Origin of the sequence: Microcoleus sp. N3A4 (assembly GCF_036701805.1) — a bacterium.
GTDB lineage: Bacteria > Cyanobacteriota > Cyanobacteriia > Cyanobacteriales > Microcoleaceae > Microcoleus.
This window is the reverse complement of sequence record NZ_JAUBRJ010000040.1, coordinates 1-16,940: the sequence shown is the minus strand read 5'-3', so window position 1 is coordinate 16,940 and position 16,940 is coordinate 1. Positions and strand designations below refer to the sequence as shown.

The following is a 16,940-nucleotide window of genomic DNA, read 5'->3' as shown; positions in this document are numbered from 1 at the left end:
TAGAAGTTAACCCGTAACTCACATACAACACCTATCCGGTAATGTGCAAACTGTGCGCCTTAATTTTACTTTTTAACTTAAATGTGATATTATAAGCAGCGCCCTGTAGGGTATTCTACATCTAAAACAACAAATGAAAGAACTTGACGAGAAAAAAACCCAAGAACTGCTATGCACCATCATGGAATGGGAACTAGCAGGAGTCGTGCGCTACACCCACTATGCACTCATGGTGACAGGGCCAAACCGGATTCCCATCGTACAGTTTTTTAAAGCACAAGCAACCGAATCCCTACTCCACGCCCAACAAGCCGGAGAAATTTTAACAGGTTTAGAAGGGCATCCCACCCAAAAAATTGCTACGATCGAAGAAACCTACAAACACTCAGTAAAAGACCTTTTGGAAGAAAGTCTCAATCACGAAAAAAAAGCGCTCAAAAAGTATAAATCTTTACTTGAAGTAGTGACAAACTCCAGCGTTTATCTGGAAGAATATGCCCGCAGTCTGATTGGACAAGAAGAATTGCACCAAGTAGAACTAAAAAAAATGCTGCGGGATTTTAGTTGATTTAGTCATTAAGCTGTTCGGCATTTAAAGGAGGATAGTAGGGTGCGTCAGTAAATAAGCGTTTCCATGTATAGTAAGTGTTCTAGCTGACGCACCTTACCTGGGGATCGTTAATGGTTTAAATGCTCCACAGCTTAGTCCTTAGTCCTTAGTTACTCCCGAACCGCCTTAAAAGTACCCGCTCCTTCTCTTCTTTCTATTCCTTAGCGTCCTTCGCGCCTTCGCGGTTCAAGAATTTGATATTCTGCCAGCGCTAAAACAAAAGTTGCTAAGGACTAAGGACTAACTACAAATTAGCAGTTATCAAAAAATGAATTTTACTGAAGCCATCCCAACTTTTGTAATTACCCTCCGCGAAGGCGTTGAAGCCGCTTTAGTCGTGGGAATTGTGCTAGCTTGCTTAAAAAAATCAGAGCAAAGTCACCTCAATTCTTGGGTTTATACAGGTATCGCAGCCGGCATTGCTGCTAGCGCTTGTGTAGGTGCATTATTCAATCAGTTACTCTACGCGCTATCAACATCAAATCTGCCTTACGCACCAGTAATTAAGCAACTGCTCGAAGGTTCTCTGGGAATTGTTGCCATAGTAATGCTAAGCTGGATGCTCATTTGGATGACTCAGCAAGCGCGCTTTCTCAAAGCTGAAGTGGAAGGGGCAGTTACAGCAGCTTTGAAAGAAAATACTAATGCTGGCTGGGGCGTATTCGGCTTAATTTTTATCGCCGTACTTCGCGAAGGTTTTGAAACAGTTATATTTGTCAGCGCTCAATTTCAACAAGGTTTAACTCCGGCTTTAGGTGCTTTGGGCGGTTTGCTTGGGGCTGCGATCGTTGGCGCGCTAATCTTCAAGTGGGGCGTCAAAATTGATATTCGCCTGTTTTTCAAGTTTATGGGGATTTTGTTGCTGCTAATTGTAGCGGGTTTAGCAGTATCTGCACTCAAACATTTTGACCAAGCTGCTGCCATTTTGTCGCAAACGGATAGCAAGTATGCACCTATTTGTGTTTATTTCGATCGCACTGCACAACTCCACTCCTGTATTTTAGGGCCCCTCGTGTGGAATGCAGAGGCAGTTTTGCCCGATCGGCAATTTCCCGGAGTCCTTCTCAAAGCACTATTTGGATACAGAGATCGACTTTATCTCATCCAAGCGATCGGTTATGCTATATTCTCAGTCACCGTCGGCAGTCTTTATTTCCAAAAATTAGGCCGGGGCCCCACTGTTTCCCCCAAAAATACTCAGTCGGCTCCAGAATCAACTCTTTCTCAGTAAATCTTTCTCAGTAGTTTTGACGGCGTAGTTGTGACGGCGATTGTTATATCGTTTCCGGTTGCATCGGAATCATAAAATCGAGTCAACAGTTAACACTCAACCATTCAGGTTTTCGACCCGCCCGTCAACAGTCAACCGATTTGAGATTTGAGATTTGAGATTTTTAACAGTCAACAGTCAACCGATTTGAGATTTGAGATTTTTAACAGTTAACAGTCAACAGTCAACAGTCAACAGTCAACAGTCAACAGTCAACAATCACCTGACGGTGCAACCGGAATTGATATTACAGCTTATTTCACTGCTTTTAACGCGATCCCCAAAAATATTGCCCCAGTTTCAAAAATCGGCCCCAAATTTTCGGGTTTGTGAATTGACTTATTGATATTTGTATGATAGCATTTAATAATGGGAATATTGACATTTTTAAAAAAAAATACTTATATTTCTATTATTATAGAATACAGTCAATACCCCAAAAATGCAAGGGCTAAGCCTCAAAAAAAACAAAATTTTTCTCAACCTCAAAAACTCGATAAATCTCCAGCCGTAGAGTGGGCGATCGTCGAAAATATTTACAGGAGTACAGAACACAGAGAAGTCGCGCCCGCCAACAAAAAATCTACCCCAGGCAAGATTTAGGGCAAACAGTCTTTATGATAGACACCCTTAGCGCTTATAATTAGTACAACAATTTTTACATAGCTCAAAAGCTCTTAATCAACCTTATAATCCTTAATGAAGCTTAAAATTAAAAAATTGTTCGTTAAAGTTACCTGGAACCCCCAGAAGGCTGTAGGCTCTGCCATTCGGTTAGCGGTGAGATAAATAATGATGCCTCGGATACTTGTTATTGATGATGACGCGGCGATCGCCGAACTCGTAGCCGTCAACCTAGAAATGGCTGGCTACGAAGTCACCCAAGCTGAAGACGGCATCAAAGGTCAGGCACTAGCCATACAAATGCTCCCCGACCTGATCGTGCTAGACCTGATGCTGCCTAGAGTAGACGGATTCACAGTGTGTCAGCGTTTGCGGCGCGACGATCGCACAGCCGACATTCCCGTCTTGATGTTGACCGCCTTAAGTCAAACTCAAGACAAAGTAGAAGGCTTCAACTCCGGCGCCGACGATTATCTGACCAAACCCTTTGAACTAGAAGAGATGCTGGCGCGAGTGCGAGCCTTGCTGAGGCGCACAGACCGCATCCCCCAAGCTGCCAAACACTCCGAAATCCTGAATTACGGCCCGCTGACCCTTGTCCCCGAAAGGTTTGAAGCTGTTTGGTACGTTCAGACAGTCAAACTGACTCACCTAGAGTTCGAGTTACTGCACTGCTTGCTCCAGCGCCACGGTCAGACAGTCTCTCCCAGCGAAATTCTCAAAGAAGTCTGGGGCTACGACCCCGACGACGACATCGAAACTATTCGCGTACACATCAGACACCTGAGAACCAAGATGGAACCCGATCCCCGCCATCCTCGGTACATCAAAACCGTATACGGGGCGGGTTATTGCCTGGAGTTGCCCAACAACGAGCAAGTAGCCGAGGAAACCAAATCCTCTGCTTGAGCGATCGGGCCCGATGCCACAAGCAATTACAAATCTAGCTAAAAAAGCCTGGGAACACTTGCTCTCAGGCTTTTGATTTGAAATGTCCGTGCCACTCAATCCCTAGACATTAATAAAATTTTTTATCAATAAATCTATAAATATTTACTGACTCTCAACCTAGACCAGTAATCAAGCTTGTGCGAGCCGATCGCTCAAACCCCCCTAAAACATTAGCTTTAAGCTCTTTTGGGCGAGTGGTTTACATATCTTAACTAAAAAAAGTGAAAAAAATTATCAAAAAGACTTGACTAACCAACCAAAATTGTTGATTATCTATATCAATAAGCCGCAAAAGCTTAAGACTCAACTGACATCTTTCTCAAGAGGTAAATCGCCGTGACAAGCATGGCAAAAAAATCCTTCCCAGCCGAAGGAGAATCCTTTCCCTGGTGGGCCGGCAACGCCCGCTTAACCAACCTTTCCGGTCGTTTGCTGGGCGCTCACGTCGCCCACTCCGGCCTCATCGTCCTCTGGGCGGGAGCCTATACCCTGTTTGAGTTTTCCCGCTTCAACCCAGAATTGCCCATGTACGAACAAGGCTTAATTCTGCTGCCCAACCTAGCCAGACTCGGCTTGGGCGTCGGTGCCGGAGGCAAAATTGTCGATACCTATCCGTACTTCGCCGTTGGCGCGATTCACCTAATCAGCTCAGCCTTTCTCGGTTTCGGCGGCATCTTCCACTCCCTCAAAGGGCCAGAAACCCTCGAAGAAAGAACTCCTTTCTTCGGCTACAGATGGGAAGACAAAGACAAAATGACCACCATCTTGGGCATCCACCTAGTTTTGTTAGGTATCGGTGCCTTCTTGTTGGTGGCCAAAGCAATGTATTTCGGTGGTTTATATGATACCACGATCGGGCAAGTGCGGGTAATTTCGGAACCCACACTCAACCCCGCTGTCATTTTCGGCTACCTGTTCGGTGCAGGTGGCAAACACTGGCTCGCCGCCGTTGACAACCTCGAAGATGTTGTCGGCGGACATATTTGGGTAGCAATCCTCTGCATTGCCGGCGGCCTGTGGCACATTCGCACTCAACCTTTTGCTTGGACGGAGCGCCTCTTCATCTGGTCAGGAGAAGCTTACCTCTCCTACAGTCTCGGCGCCCTAGCCTTAATGGGCTTCATCGCCACCTACTTTGTGTCGGTCAACACCCTAGTCTACCCAGAGGAATTCTACGGGCCGGCCCTCAAAATCGGCTTCGAGCAGTTTCCCTACTTCCACAGCGAAGGAATGCTGACCTCCCGCGTCTGGTTGGCTAACACCCACTTCTGGCTCGCCTTCTTCGTCCTGCAAGGACATTTCTGGCACGCCCTGCGAGCAGCAGGATTCGACTTCCGCCAAGGCAAAGTCGTGCAGCCAATGCGCGAAGACATCCAGCCAGGGGGCGGCCCAATTGCAGCCAGTCCAGCCAGTTAACCGCATCAGGAGGAAAGCAAAAATGCAAGCAATAGCAGATCCGAATTTAATTCCAGAGCCGGAAAAGTCAGAAAGAGAGTACGGCTGGTGGGCCGGCAACGCCCGCTTCATTGACCTTTCAGGGCGAATTTTGGGAGCTCACGTAGCTCACGCAGGTTTGATCGTACTCTGGGCCGGGGCAATGACCCTGTTTGAACTCTCGAATTTCGACCCAGAGTTGCCGATGTACGACCAAGGTTTAATCCTGCTGCCGCACTTGGCAAGTTTGGGTTTTGGAGTAGGAAAAGCAGGTCAAATTATTGATACCTATCCCTACTACGTCATCGGAGTTTTGCATCTAATTAGCTCTACCGTTCTCGGTGCAGGCGGGCTTTACCATTCCTTGCTCGGCCCGAAAGTATTGCCGCAAAACAAAACTTTCTTCGGTTCTTTCGGCTACGACTGGGAAGACAAAGACAAGATGACAACCATCATCGGCATTCACCTATTGCTGTTAGGTGCTGGTGCTTGGTTGTTGGTGGCAAAAGCCTTATTTTGGGGCGGTCTTTACGATCCCCACGTTGCTGACGTGCGGATAATTAGCGAACCGACGCTCAATCCCGCCCGCATTTTTAGCTATCTCTTGCCCGTACACGGCCCGGAAGGAATGGCAGCAGTTGACAACTTAGAAGATGTTGTCGGCGGTCACATTTATGTTGGCTTGCTCTGCATTCTTGGCGGTTTCTGGCATATCTTTACCAAGCCTTTTGCTTGGGCCCAGCGAGTGCTTTTTTGGTCTGGGGAAGCTTACCTTTCTTACAGTTTGGGCGCTCTGGCTTATATGGGCTTTTTGGCAGCCTACTTCGTGACTGTAAATGACACGGTTTATCCAGAGGTTTTCTACGGCCCTGTGGGTTTGACCGGTCCAGATGCAGCCGTTGTTTCTTCGCGGACTTGGCTGGCAACAACTCACTTTGTCTTGGCGATTTTGGCGCTTTCGGGTCACATCTGGCACGCGCTGCGCGTTCGGACAAAAGCGGCGGGGTTTGATTTTCGATCGGGCGAATTTGTAACGGCAACTGCCCGCAATGTTGAAAAGTCCGATCGGGTTCAAGCTCAACCCGCAGCAGCAGTAAGTTTTTCCGATGTGACTGTAACTTTTTTGCGGAATTTGCCGATTTACCGCAAAGGATTGTCTCCCATAGTCAGGGGATTAGAAGTTAGTTTGGCTCACGGCTATTTCCTGGTAGGAGCTTTTGCAGTATTGCTGCCTTTACAAGAAAAAGGTTTAGCACCTCTAGCAGCATTGCTGGCAACTCTGGCATTAGTCTTGATTTTGGCAATGGGCCTCTCCATTTACGAGAATCGGAACATCGAAGCAGGTAAAGTTTTTTACTGGCACAAAACGCCGGAAGATTGGAGTTTATTCCGGGGCGGTTTGGTGATGGGAGGTACTAGCGGAGCCTTCCTTGCCTATTTGCTGCTAGACAATTTTGCTGGCATTGATGCAATTTTCAGAGGTGTTGTGAACTGAGTTCAAATCCGCAATGCTAAATAACTGGGTTTCTGCCTGCTAGGCGCTCTCTAATACATTCCAGAAATCCGGTTTCTCTTCAAGTCTTAGCTCAATTTCTGTCACACCAGACCAAGACAACAAGGAAATACAAAACGATGCAAACTTACGACAATCCCAACGTTAAATATGACTGGTGGGCCGGCAACGCCCGCTTCGCCAATCTTTCGGGATATTTCATTGCCGCTCACGTCGCTCAAGCAGCTTTAATTACTTTCTGGGCAGGAGCATTTACTCTGTTTGAACTGTCTCGCTACAACCCAGCAATCCCTATGGGCGAACAGGGGTTAATTTTGCTGCCCCACTTAGCTACTCTCGGTTTAGGTGTAGGATCTGGCGGCAACATTGTGGATACTTATCCGTATTTTGTAGTCGGAGTTGTCCACCTTATTTCATCTGCTGTTTTAGGTGCCGGTGCTTTATTTCACACCTTTAAAGCGCCTAAAAATTTGAAAGATGCTAAAGGTCATGCCGCCAAGTTCCACTTTGAATGGGAAGACCCTAAAAAGCTGGGTTTCATCTTAGGACACCACCTGATTTTCCTGGGCGCGGGCGCGCTGCTGCTGGTAGCAAAAGCGATGTTTTTTGGCGGTTTGTACGACTCGACAATTCACGAAGTCCGCACTGTTGTGAGTCCTACTCTCGATCCGTTAGTTATCTACGGCTATCAAACTCATTTTGCTAGTGTTGACAATTTGGAAGATTTAGTTGGCGGTCACATTTATGTCGGCATTATGCTGATTCTCGGTGGCATTTGGCACATCGTCAAAGAGCCTCTTCCTTGGGCAAAGCGAGTGTTAAGTTTCTCTGGGGAAGCTATTCTGTCTTACTCTCTCGGCGGTATTGCTTTAGCAGGGTTTACAGCGGCTTATTTCTGTGCGGTTAATACCTTGGCTTATCCGGTTGAATTCTACGGGCCTGTGCTAGATGTCAAGCTGGGTGTTAGCCCCTATTTTGCAGATACGATCGAACTGCCGATGGGCGCTCACACTCCCCGCTGCTGGCTGGCAAATGCTCATTTCTTCTTAGCTTTCTTCTGCTTGCAAGGTCATCTGTGGCACGCTCTGCGGGCGATCGGCTTCAATTTTAAGCAAGTTGAAACTTCCTTGAATGAGTTAGGAACTGAGTCGTAAGACTTGAGAATTTGCAGGAAATTTGTTTTTCCTGCAAAGACTGCGGCGGGCAACAATACTCAAGTTATAAATTGCCCGCCAAGCTATAATTTTACAAGGTAAAAAGCTGTGACAATTGCTAACATTAATGACTTTGGAACTGATGGAAATAATGTTAAGTGGTGGCTTGGTAACGCCCGCTTAACTGAATTGTCGGGTAGGTTGTTGGGTGCTCATGTCGCTCACGCAGGTTTGATTATGTTTTGGGCGGGATCAACTACTATTTCGGAAGTTACTCGCTTTGTACCAGACACGCCGATGTACGAGCAAAACCTGACTTTACTGCCGCATTTAGCAACTTTAGGTTGGGGTGTTGGTGCTGGGGGTGCGGTGATTGATACTTATCCTTATTTTGCGATCGGCATATTGCATTTAGTCGCATCGGCGGTGTTGGGTGCGGGAGGTCTTTTTCATGTGTTTCGCGGCCCTGCGATTTTGCACAACGGCGGCGGAATTGCTCCTCTGTTTCACTATGAATGGAATGACGCTAAGAAGCTGGGATTTATTTTGGGAAGTCACTTAATTGTTTTGGGATTGGGTGCTTTTTTGCTAGTGATGAAAGCGATGAGTTTTGGGGGTATTTATGATAGTGCGATCGGCGATGTTCGCCTGATTGCTAATCCTAATTTGAATCCGGCAACAATTTTTGGCTATCTGTTTGGATTTGCTAACGGCGGCTGGACAATCCTGGGAATGGCTGCTGTTAATAATTTGGAGGATGTTATTGGTGGTCACATTTGGATTGGTGCAATGTTAATTGCAGGTGGCGTGTGGCACACTCGCGTTGAGCCTTTTCCTTGGGCAAAGCGACTTTTAATTATTAATGCCGATGCTATTCTTGCTTACAGTTTGGGGGGTTTGGCTTTTATGGCTTTTGTTTCCTGTGCTTTTGCGGGATATAACACGACTGTTTATCCTGTGGAATTCTACGGGAGCGATCGGCTCGCATTGACAAATGCACAATTTTTCTTGGGTATCACAGCGCTTGCCGGTCACATTTGGCACGCTTGTCGCGCCCGCCTTAATATAAGCTGAATGCTATTTAAGCAAGATAAGCAAGATAAGCAAGAAACAAAGTTAAAGTTTCTTGCTTAAATTACATCAGTTTTGGATTTGTAGGTACCAAGAGAGAAAATTAGTCTATGAGTGTTTTTATTTGCTGTTTCTGTATCGTGACTGCGACCGTTCTGTTTTTGTGGAGTGTTGCAGTAGCGCTGCGAGAAGGAGTCCATCAAATTCGGCGACTGCATCAAATTCCGTGTTCGGATTGCGAGTTTTTTACTAATGACTACCGCCTCAAGTGTACTGTGCGGCCGTGCGTTGCTTGTACTGAGGAGGCGATCGGCTGTACTGACTTTGAACCGAAAACTTGTTTAGCCAATTCTTGTCAGCAACATTGCTCAAAGCTTCACAAAGCTTACATAGAAATACCGACAACTAATCCTCCAGTTACACGTTTACCAACAGGGATAAGTAGCTAAAGCCATTAATGATGAATCACTCCATTCTTCTTTCTTCACGAAATCTTTCTTACTTCTTTTTTATTTCTTCAAGAATATGAATTTATACAGCGCAAACTCACTCAAAGTCGAACTCAACCAGAGAGGCTGCCGCCTGACTCCCCAGCGAGAAACTATTTTGAGTGTCTTTCAAAATCTGCGGCAAGGTCATCATTTAAGTGCGGAAGAATTATACAAGACTTTGCAGAATCAAGGAGAACGAATTGGCTTGTCTACTGTCTACCGAACGCTGCACTTATTAGCAAGAATTGGGATTTTGCGTGAACTAGAATTAGCAGAAGGACACAAACATTACGAACTAAATTTGCCGGAGTTGCACCATCACCACCATCTGGTTTGCATTCAGTGTCACAAAACCTTTGAATTTAGCGATGAATCAATTTTAAGAATTGGCAAAAAGCAAGTTGAAAAAGCTGGTGTAGAACTGCTTGACTGTCAATTAACTGTGCGATCTGTTTGTTTGGAAGCGCTGCGGGAGGGATGGCCTTCTTTGTTGCCGAGCAATTGGTTGTGTCCAAGATATCATTCAGAAATGGAAGATAACATTAGCTGACTAAATTGACATAACTAAGCGCTCAAGCGAACCTACAAACTATGTACAGCAATTCTGTCATAGTCGGGTTCCGTTATGTTTAATATTCCGGGGCTGTAACTATGTTTTTTAATAAAAAAAACATAGTTACAGCCCGCGCTAAGAGTAAAAAACAACCGGAACGCTTGAGTTTTGTGCGTAAGTCTTGTCTCTGAAAAAACATCGTTACAGCTCTCCCCCCTTGTATAAAAAACCGATTTATTGATTTTTTATGCGTAATATCAAGTCCGGTTATTTACGGATAATAAAATTATTTGCGATCGATTTTTAGGAGTTTGAGGAATTCCGCAGTCACTAAGCTGTCGCGCATTTAAATTGTATTTTTGGGCGGGCGGGACGCCCACCCCACAAGAGTTTGATTGTTTTTTGACATACAATTTAAATACTGAACAGCTTACCAAATTAATTATAATTATTTAACTGGACTTGATATAAGTATTGTTTGACTTAAAACACATCGCAAAAAAAAAGCTCCTTTGTCCGAGGAGCCACCGTATCAGTTATACAGAATAAGCTTTAGCAATCAAGCAACCTCCGCATCGCAACCTTGGTGTTCCATCCGAAATACATTCGCGTACAAACTAGCAACAATCTGTTTGCCTTCCTGCGTCAATTGCAAGTAACCTAGAGATTCGCTGATGTGAGGATAAATGCCGCTCCAGTAAAACTTAGAGTAACTTTGCAGCAAGTCGCCCGGATGTCGGTATCCCAAAACTTTAGAAGCACCGCTTTCTTCCAACTCGTAAAACAGCGCGCCAATTTTCTGCAAATACTGCGGGTTGCTGAGCTGACCTATCAAGTCAGCACCTCGAACTAAACTAGAGTAATTAACTGCATCCTCCTCAGTGTTACCGTCAAGCACCGAGAAACGAGTCTGTTCTATGTTATGTTTAATTATCTCAGCATTAATTAGCTTGTGGTTGCCGAAGCGCTCGTCAATGAACAGTTTTGCTCTGTCAACTCGGTAAGGAGCTAGGCTGGCCGCTGTTGCACCGGGAGAAAGTGCAATTCTCATGCCATCTTTTCCCGTAGCATACAATCCTTCTGATTCCTTGTCTTGCCGGCAAACTCCTTTGACATATCCGATGTCTTGGCATAGCAGAGAAATGATGTAGTGCAGCCAGTTTTCGCAGGAGACTCCGCCCTTGCGAATGTGTTTTCCCCGCAAGATTTCTTGACCGACTAAGGTAATGCAAATGGCGTGTTCTACATTGTGATAAAGAGCGTCGCTGTTGGCGATGTTTTCTAATGCCATTGCCCCCACCCAGGCAATAATGTCGGCATAATCTGATTTGTACCCTCCGTAAGTGCGGCTGTACCCGTTCTGAAGTTGTTCGATGAAAGCCTCGATTAGCAGTTCTGTAGAATTAAACATACCCAATCCTTTTAACTTAATATTGCTTTTCAAGAGCCGTGAATCTATTTTGGATTCCTCTAATGTTATGGATGAGATTTTAACTCACAACTCATGCACCCCGTGCGTTGTTCGCGCTCGTGTGGCAATCTCAAAACTCATTGACGCCGCAACGCCCGGAGAGTCACGAAGCAATCTCGTGCGCGCACTCTAAACTCCCAAGCAACTCAATCCATCACTGACACCCATCCACGCCGTACTGCATAGAGCAGCCTGCTGACAATTTTTCGCTCGTCTGAACTTCTTAAACTATGAGAATTAATTGCGTATTGAATTTGGTGGAACACAGCCCGATCGATCTTACGGGATTTCCAAATGTTCAAGTAAAGTTCGGAAATTCCATATTCAAGAATATAAGCTTTGGTTGTCATCTGCGGTCAACTCAATGTATATTTCTTATTGTCCGGCAATTTTAGATAACTTTATGTGATATCGATCGACCAAAGACTGTGATCGAAGACTGTGATGCGATCGCCGGCTGGACTTGATAGGCGTCTCCGAAAAATGGTGATTCGATCGAAATATCGCGATATTTCCATCCTCATAAATTTTGCTGACGGTTGTGACAATCTTTGTGACAATCATAGTTGCGCCTAAATTATATGATGTCACATACCATTGGCCCGTTGCCGTCGCCCCTCACAACTTGCAGCAAGGAAGTTCGATCGCCCGCCGTGCAAATTTCTTGCCAAAGAAAGTCGCGTCGTGTACAATATAGAGTCTGGTATCCTCACTTACCCATAATTATTTTCATTCATCCCGTCCCCCTAGAGGGGAAGGGACTTTCAGTGCGGATGCCGCTAAATCACTATACTCAGCAAAAAGCTAGAAATGCCGTAACTCATGCCCACTATTCAGCAACTCATCCGTTCAGCACGGGAACAAACGCAGAAAAAAACCAAATCGCCAGCTCTCAAGAGTTGCCCCCAGCGCCGGGGAGTTTGCACCAGAGTGTACACGACCACCCCGAAAAAACCCAACTCAGCGCTGCGGAAGGTGGCTCGGGTACGGCTGACCTCTGGTTTTGAAGTGACAGCCTACATCCCAGGGATCGGTCACAACTTGCAAGAACACTCGGTAGTAATGATCCGGGGCGGTCGGGTAAAAGATTTGCCCGGAGTTAGATACCACATCATTCGCGGTACATTAGACACCGCCGGGGTGAAAGACCGCAAGCAGGGTCGTTCCAAATACGGGGCCAAGCGTCCTAAAGAGAAAAAATAACACGGATCTCGCCCGATCGTCGGGGTTGGGAAGCAACCATAAATCCGATCGCGCCGACCGATCGCACCCTCGACCGTCATCGAGAGCGGATCTGAAAACCCCAAACTCAATCATTCAAAATCAAAAATCCCAAATAGAACTATGTCTCGCCGCACAGTTATTCAAAAACGTCCAGTTCCACCAGATCCAACCTACAACAGCCGGTTGGTAAGCATGATGGTGAGACGGATCATGCAGCACGGCAAAAAATCCGTGGCCTCCAGCATCGTCTACGACGCCCTCAAAACCATCCAAGAACGGACAGGGGCCGAACCGCTAGACTTGTTTGAAAAAGCAGTCAAAAACGCTACACCCCTAGTCGAAGTCAAGGCCCGCCGGGTAGGTGGCGCCACCTACCAAGTGCCGATGGAAGTGCGTTCCGATCGCGGTACCACCCTCGCTCTACGCTGGCTGATCAGATTTGCCCGCGCCCGCACCGGCCGCTCGATGGCCGCCAAGCTAGCCAACGAACTGATGGATGCAGCTAACGAAACAGGCAGTGCCATTCGCAAGCGCGAAGAAACACACCGCATGGCCGAAGCTAACAAGGCTTTTGCTCACTACCGGTACTAATTGCCAACTCGGGCATGGAGAAGAGCGCGATCGTGCGGTATAAAAGCATCGGGCGAGAAATTGGCAAGTGTAAATTTTGAGTGTTGAGATTGCTTCCCTTGGCGCAGTTGCGATCGCGCAAGCAAACTCAACACTCCCAAAATCAAAATTCACGCACTCTCTGAATCCTCCATGTCGCATCCTTAATATTTTTGTAAACAAATCTTGCAAAAAATATTAAAATGTAACAATAAGCTCCAGAGACTTTTGTAAGTCGCTGGGGAGTGCAAAATAGGGTTACTGTGTAGTATAATAGTATTATAACAGCAACACAAGATTAAGGAGGTAGCTGTGGCACGTACCGTCCCGCTAGAAAAAACTCGCAACATCGGCATCGCAGCCCACATCGACGCGGGCAAAACAACAACAACTGAAAGAATTCTGTTCTATTCAGGCATGGTTCACAAAATGGGTGAAGTGCACGAGGGAACAGCAGTCACTGACTGGATGGAGCAAGAGCGGGAGCGGGGAATTACGATTACTGCCGCTGCTATCACCACCAGTTGGAAAGATTACAAAATCAACATCATCGACACTCCCGGACACGTAGACTTCACGATCGAAGTCGAACGCTCGATGCGAGTGCTCGACGGAGTGATCGCAGTGTTCTGCTCGGTAGGGGGAGTGCAGCCGCAATCCGAAACAGTTTGGCGACAAGCCGATCGGTACCACGTACCTCGGATTGTGTTCGTCAACAAAATGGATCGGATGGGTGCAAACTTCTATAAAGTCCACGCCCAAATTCGCGATCGAATGAGAGCGAACGCCGTACCCATCCAAATCCCGATCGGCAGCGAAGAAAACTTCCGGGGAATTGTAGACATAGTGCAAATGAAAGCCTATATCTACAACAACGACACGGGAACCGACATCGAGGAAGTAGAAATCCCCGATGAAGTAAAAGAGCTCGCGGCAGAATACCGCACCAAGCTGATCGAATCCGTAGCAGAAACCAGCGACGCCCTCACCGAGAAATACCTCGAAGGCGAAGAGTTAACAGAAGCAGAAATTCGTGCAGCTTTGCGAACAGGCACGATCTCTGGCACGATCGTCCCCATGCTGTGCGGTTCTGCCTTCAAAAACAAAGGCGTTCAGTTGTTGTTGGATGCAGTGATCGACTACCTGCCGTCGCCATTGGAAGTTCCCCCAATTCAAGGACTCCTGCCCAACGGCGACACCGCAGAACGATTTGCAGACGACAGCGCGCCCCTGTCAGCCCTGGCATTCAAAATCATGGCTGACCCCTACGGCAGGCTGACTTTCGTTAGGGTTTACTCGGGTATCCTCAAAAAAGGCACCTACGTCCTCAACTCCACCAAGGACAAAAAAGAGCGGGTTTCTCGCTTAATTGTCCTCAAAGCTGACGATCGCATAGAAGTTGAGGAACTCCGAGCCGGAGACTTGGGAGCAGCCTTGGGTTTGAAAGACACCTTCACCGGCGACACCCTCTGCGAAGAAGGAGCGCCAGTGATTCTGGAATCTCTGTTTATTCCAGAGCCAGTCATCTCCGTGGCTGTCGAACCCAAAACCAAACAAGACATGGAGAAGCTCTCCAAAGCCCTCCAGTCGCTCTCGGAAGAAGACCCCACCTTCCGAGTCAACGTTGACCCAGAAACCAACCAGACAGTCATCGCCGGCATGGGCGAACTGCACCTGGAAATTCTGGTAGACAGGATGCTGCGGGAATTCAAAGTAGAAGCCAACGTGGGTCAGCCGCAAGTAGCCTACCGCGAAACCATTCGCAAAGCCGTCCGCGCCGAAGGTAAATTTATCCGCCAAAGCGGCGGTAAAGGTCAGTACGGTCACGTCGTGATCGAACTAGAACCCACCGAAGTGGGAACCGGCTTTGAATTTGTCTCCAAAATTGTCGGCGGCACTGTACCCAAAGAGTACATCGGCCCGGCAGAACAAGGGATGAAAGAAGCGTGCGAATCAGGTATTGTAGCAGGATATCCCGTGATAGACCTCAAAGCTACTATGGTAGACGGGTCTTTCCACGACGTAGATTCCTCAGAAATGGCATTTAAGATCGCCGGTTCAATGGCGATCAAAGAAGCAGTGATGAAGGCGTCGCCCGTGCTGCTAGAGCCTATGATGAAAGTAGAGGTTGAAGTTCCCGAAGATTACATCGGGAACGTCATCGGAGACCTCAACTCGCGTCGGGGTCAGATCGAGGGTCAAGAGACGGATCAGGGGATTGCCAAAGTTTCTGTAAAAGTTCCACTAGCAGAAATGTTTGGTTACGCCACCGACATCCGCTCGAAAACCCAAGGTCGAGGCATCTTCACAATGGAATTCAGCCATTACGAAGAAGTGCCGCGAAATGTGGCTGAAGCCATCATCGCTAAGAACAAAGGGAACTAATGATTTTAGATTTTAGATTTTGGATTTTGGATTGAATCCAAAATCTAGAATCTAAAATCTCAAGTCTAAAATCGCTAAAAAAACAAGGAACAAATCGAGAATGGCACGCGCAAAATTTGAACGGAATAAACCCCACGTAAACATCGGCACGATCGGTCACGTTGACCACGGCAAAACAACTTTGACCGCCGCGATTACGATGACTCTCTCTGCACTAGGTCAAGCAAAGGCTAAGAACTACGCCGACATCGACGCCGCGCCTGAAGAAAAAGCACGGGGTATTACGATTAATACTGCTCACGTCGAGTACGAAACCACAGATAGGCACTATGCCCACGTAGATTGCCCCGGACACGCGGACTATGTGAAAAACATGATCACCGGTGCAGCTCAAATGGACGGCGGCATCCTAGTAGTGTCAGCGGCAGACGGCCCCATGCCTCAAACTCGCGAACACATCCTGCTAGCTAAGCAAGTTGGCGTTCCCAGCTTGGTTGTTTTCTTGAACAAGGAAGACATGGTAGATGACGCAGAACTACTGGAACTCGTCGAACTCGAAGTTCGCGAACTCCTGAGCTCTTACGATTTTCCGGGTGATGACATCCCCATCGTGACTGGTTCGGGATTGCAAGCTCTCGAAGCGATGATTGCTAACCCCAAGACCAAAAAGGGCGAGAATCCTTGGGTGGACAAGATTTACAAGCTGATGGAAGAAGTAGATTCTTACATCCCCACCCCAGAACGCGAAGTTGACAAGCCTTTCTTGATGGCTGTAGAAGACGTATTCTCGATTACAGGTCGGGGTACTGTTGCCACTGGTCGGATTGAGCGCGGCACAATCAAAGTCGGCGAAACAGTAGAAGTGATCGGCCTTAAGGACACTCGCAACACTACGGTGACTGGTGTGGAAATGTTCCAGAAGTCGTTGGAACAAGGCATAGCCGGCGACAACGTGGGTCTACTGCTGCGGGGGATTTTAAAGGAGGATATTGAAAGAGGCATGGTAATTGCCAAGCCCAAATCCATCAGTCCTCACACTCAGTTTGAATCTGAAGTGTACATCCTCAAGAAAGAAGAAGGCGGCCGGCACACGCCCTTTTTCTCTGGCTATCGCCCTCAATTCTACGTCCGTACCACTGACGTGACCGGCACGATCGCACAGTTCACCGCTGATGACGGTAGTGAAGCAGAAATGGTGATGCCCGGTGACCGGATCAAAATGACTGTTGAACTGATCCACCCGATCGCGATCGAACAAGGAATGCGCTTCGCTATCCGCGAAGGCGGCCGCACCGTCGGCGCCGGCGTCGTTTCCAAAATCCTCAAGTAGGACTCCGATAACAGCCTAAATAGCAGAAAAGCCGGCAAATGTCAATAGGCTTTTCTGCTATTTAGTCAGTTGTTAGCGGTCAGTTGTCAGTTGTTAGCGGTCAGTTGTCAGTTGTTAGCGGTCAGTTGTCAGTTGTTAGCGGTCAGTTGTTAGTGGTTATTGATTCAATGTTCAATAACTAATAACTAATAACTAATAACTAATAACTAATAACTAATAACTAATAACTAATAACTAATAACTAATAACT

16 protein-coding genes are annotated in these 16,940 nt (G+C 47.0%); 14 read left to right on the top strand and 2 right to left on the bottom strand.

Features of this window, described 5'->3' with window-relative positions:
• The first annotated feature begins 133 nt into the window (after positions 1-133).
• The 10 genes from QUA56_RS21785 to QUA56_RS21740 all read left to right on the top strand — a co-directional run bounded on the left by QUA56_RS21785 (position 134) and on the right by QUA56_RS21740 (position 9,668).
• Entirely contained in the window at positions 134-568 is a 435-nt protein-coding gene (locus QUA56_RS21785) for a ferritin-like domain-containing protein (protein WP_172186430.1), read from the top strand.
• Between the two features lie 310 nt (positions 569-878).
• A complete protein-coding gene (locus tag QUA56_RS21780; protein WP_333361380.1) occupies positions 879-1,841 on the top strand; it encodes an FTR1 family protein in 963 nt (320 codons plus the stop codon).
• Positions 1,842-2,258: 417 nt separating this feature from the next.
• Positions 2,259-2,483: a hypothetical protein gene (locus QUA56_RS21775; RefSeq protein ID WP_333361378.1), complete on the top strand. Its 225-nt coding sequence runs from the start codon at positions 2,259-2,261 to the stop codon at positions 2,481-2,483.
• A gap of 192 nt (positions 2,484-2,675) precedes the next feature.
• Complete coding sequence (locus QUA56_RS21770; RefSeq protein WP_333361460.1) at positions 2,676-3,413, top strand: response regulator transcription factor; 738 nt, start codon at positions 2,676-2,678, stop codon at positions 3,411-3,413.
• 387 nt (positions 3,414-3,800) lie between these two features.
• Positions 3,801-4,871 (top strand): chlorophyll a/b binding light-harvesting protein, encoded by a 1,071-nt coding sequence (locus QUA56_RS21765; protein ID WP_333361457.1) that lies wholly within the window; start codon positions 3,801-3,803, stop codon positions 4,869-4,871.
• A 22-nt stretch (positions 4,872-4,893) separates the two neighbouring features.
• Positions 4,894-6,384 (top strand): chlorophyll a/b binding light-harvesting protein, encoded by a 1,491-nt coding sequence (locus QUA56_RS21760; RefSeq protein ID WP_333361376.1) that lies wholly within the window; start codon positions 4,894-4,896, stop codon positions 6,382-6,384.
• A gap of 137 nt (positions 6,385-6,521) precedes the next feature.
• A complete protein-coding gene (locus QUA56_RS21755) occupies positions 6,522-7,556 on the top strand; it encodes a chlorophyll a/b binding light-harvesting protein (RefSeq protein WP_333361374.1) in 1,035 nt (344 codons plus the stop codon).
• A 108-nt stretch (positions 7,557-7,664) separates the two neighbouring features.
• Positions 7,665-8,630 carry a chlorophyll a/b binding light-harvesting protein gene (locus QUA56_RS21750; protein WP_333361372.1) on the top strand — a complete coding sequence of 322 codons (966 nt, stop codon included), beginning with the start codon at positions 7,665-7,667 and terminating at the stop codon, positions 8,628-8,630.
• Between the two features lie 107 nt (positions 8,631-8,737).
• Positions 8,738-9,076: a hypothetical protein gene (locus tag QUA56_RS21745; RefSeq protein WP_333361370.1), complete on the top strand. Its 339-nt coding sequence runs from the start codon at positions 8,738-8,740 to the stop codon at positions 9,074-9,076.
• Positions 9,077-9,152: 76 nt separating this feature from the next.
• Complete coding sequence (locus tag QUA56_RS21740; protein WP_333361368.1) at positions 9,153-9,668, top strand: transcriptional repressor; 516 nt, start codon at positions 9,153-9,155, stop codon at positions 9,666-9,668.
• A gap of 562 nt (positions 9,669-10,230) precedes the next feature.
• Here QUA56_RS21740 and QUA56_RS21735 read toward each other — a convergent pair.
• A complete protein-coding gene (locus QUA56_RS21735) occupies positions 10,231-11,082 on the bottom strand; it encodes an Npun_R2479 family HD domain-containing metalloprotein (protein WP_333361365.1) in 852 nt (283 codons plus the stop codon).
• A 206-nt stretch (positions 11,083-11,288) separates the two neighbouring features.
• Entirely contained in the window at positions 11,289-11,492 is a 204-nt protein-coding gene (locus tag QUA56_RS21730) for a hypothetical protein (RefSeq protein WP_333361363.1), read from the bottom strand.
• A 472-nt stretch (positions 11,493-11,964) separates the two neighbouring features.
• On the opposite strand from QUA56_RS21730, the gene rpsL reads away from it, so the two are divergent.
• The 4 genes from rpsL (at position 11,965) to tuf (ending at position 16,690) form a co-directional block, all read left to right on the top strand.
• The gene (gene rpsL / locus QUA56_RS21725) at positions 11,965-12,345 is read left to right on the top strand and encodes a 30S ribosomal protein S12 (RefSeq protein WP_006632197.1); all 381 of its coding nucleotides are present in this window, start codon (positions 11,965-11,967) and stop codon (positions 12,343-12,345) included.
• A gap of 141 nt (positions 12,346-12,486) precedes the next feature.
• A complete protein-coding gene (rpsG, locus tag QUA56_RS21720; RefSeq protein WP_006632196.1) occupies positions 12,487-12,957 on the top strand; it encodes a 30S ribosomal protein S7 in 471 nt (156 codons plus the stop codon).
• A gap of 330 nt (positions 12,958-13,287) precedes the next feature.
• Positions 13,288-15,360: an elongation factor G gene (gene fusA / locus QUA56_RS21715; RefSeq protein WP_333361361.1), complete on the top strand. Its 2,073-nt coding sequence runs from the start codon at positions 13,288-13,290 to the stop codon at positions 15,358-15,360.
• A gap of 100 nt (positions 15,361-15,460) precedes the next feature.
• Entirely contained in the window at positions 15,461-16,690 is a 1,230-nt protein-coding gene (tuf, locus tag QUA56_RS21710) for an elongation factor Tu (RefSeq protein WP_333361359.1), read from the top strand.
• Positions 16,691-16,940: the final 250 nt, after the last annotated feature.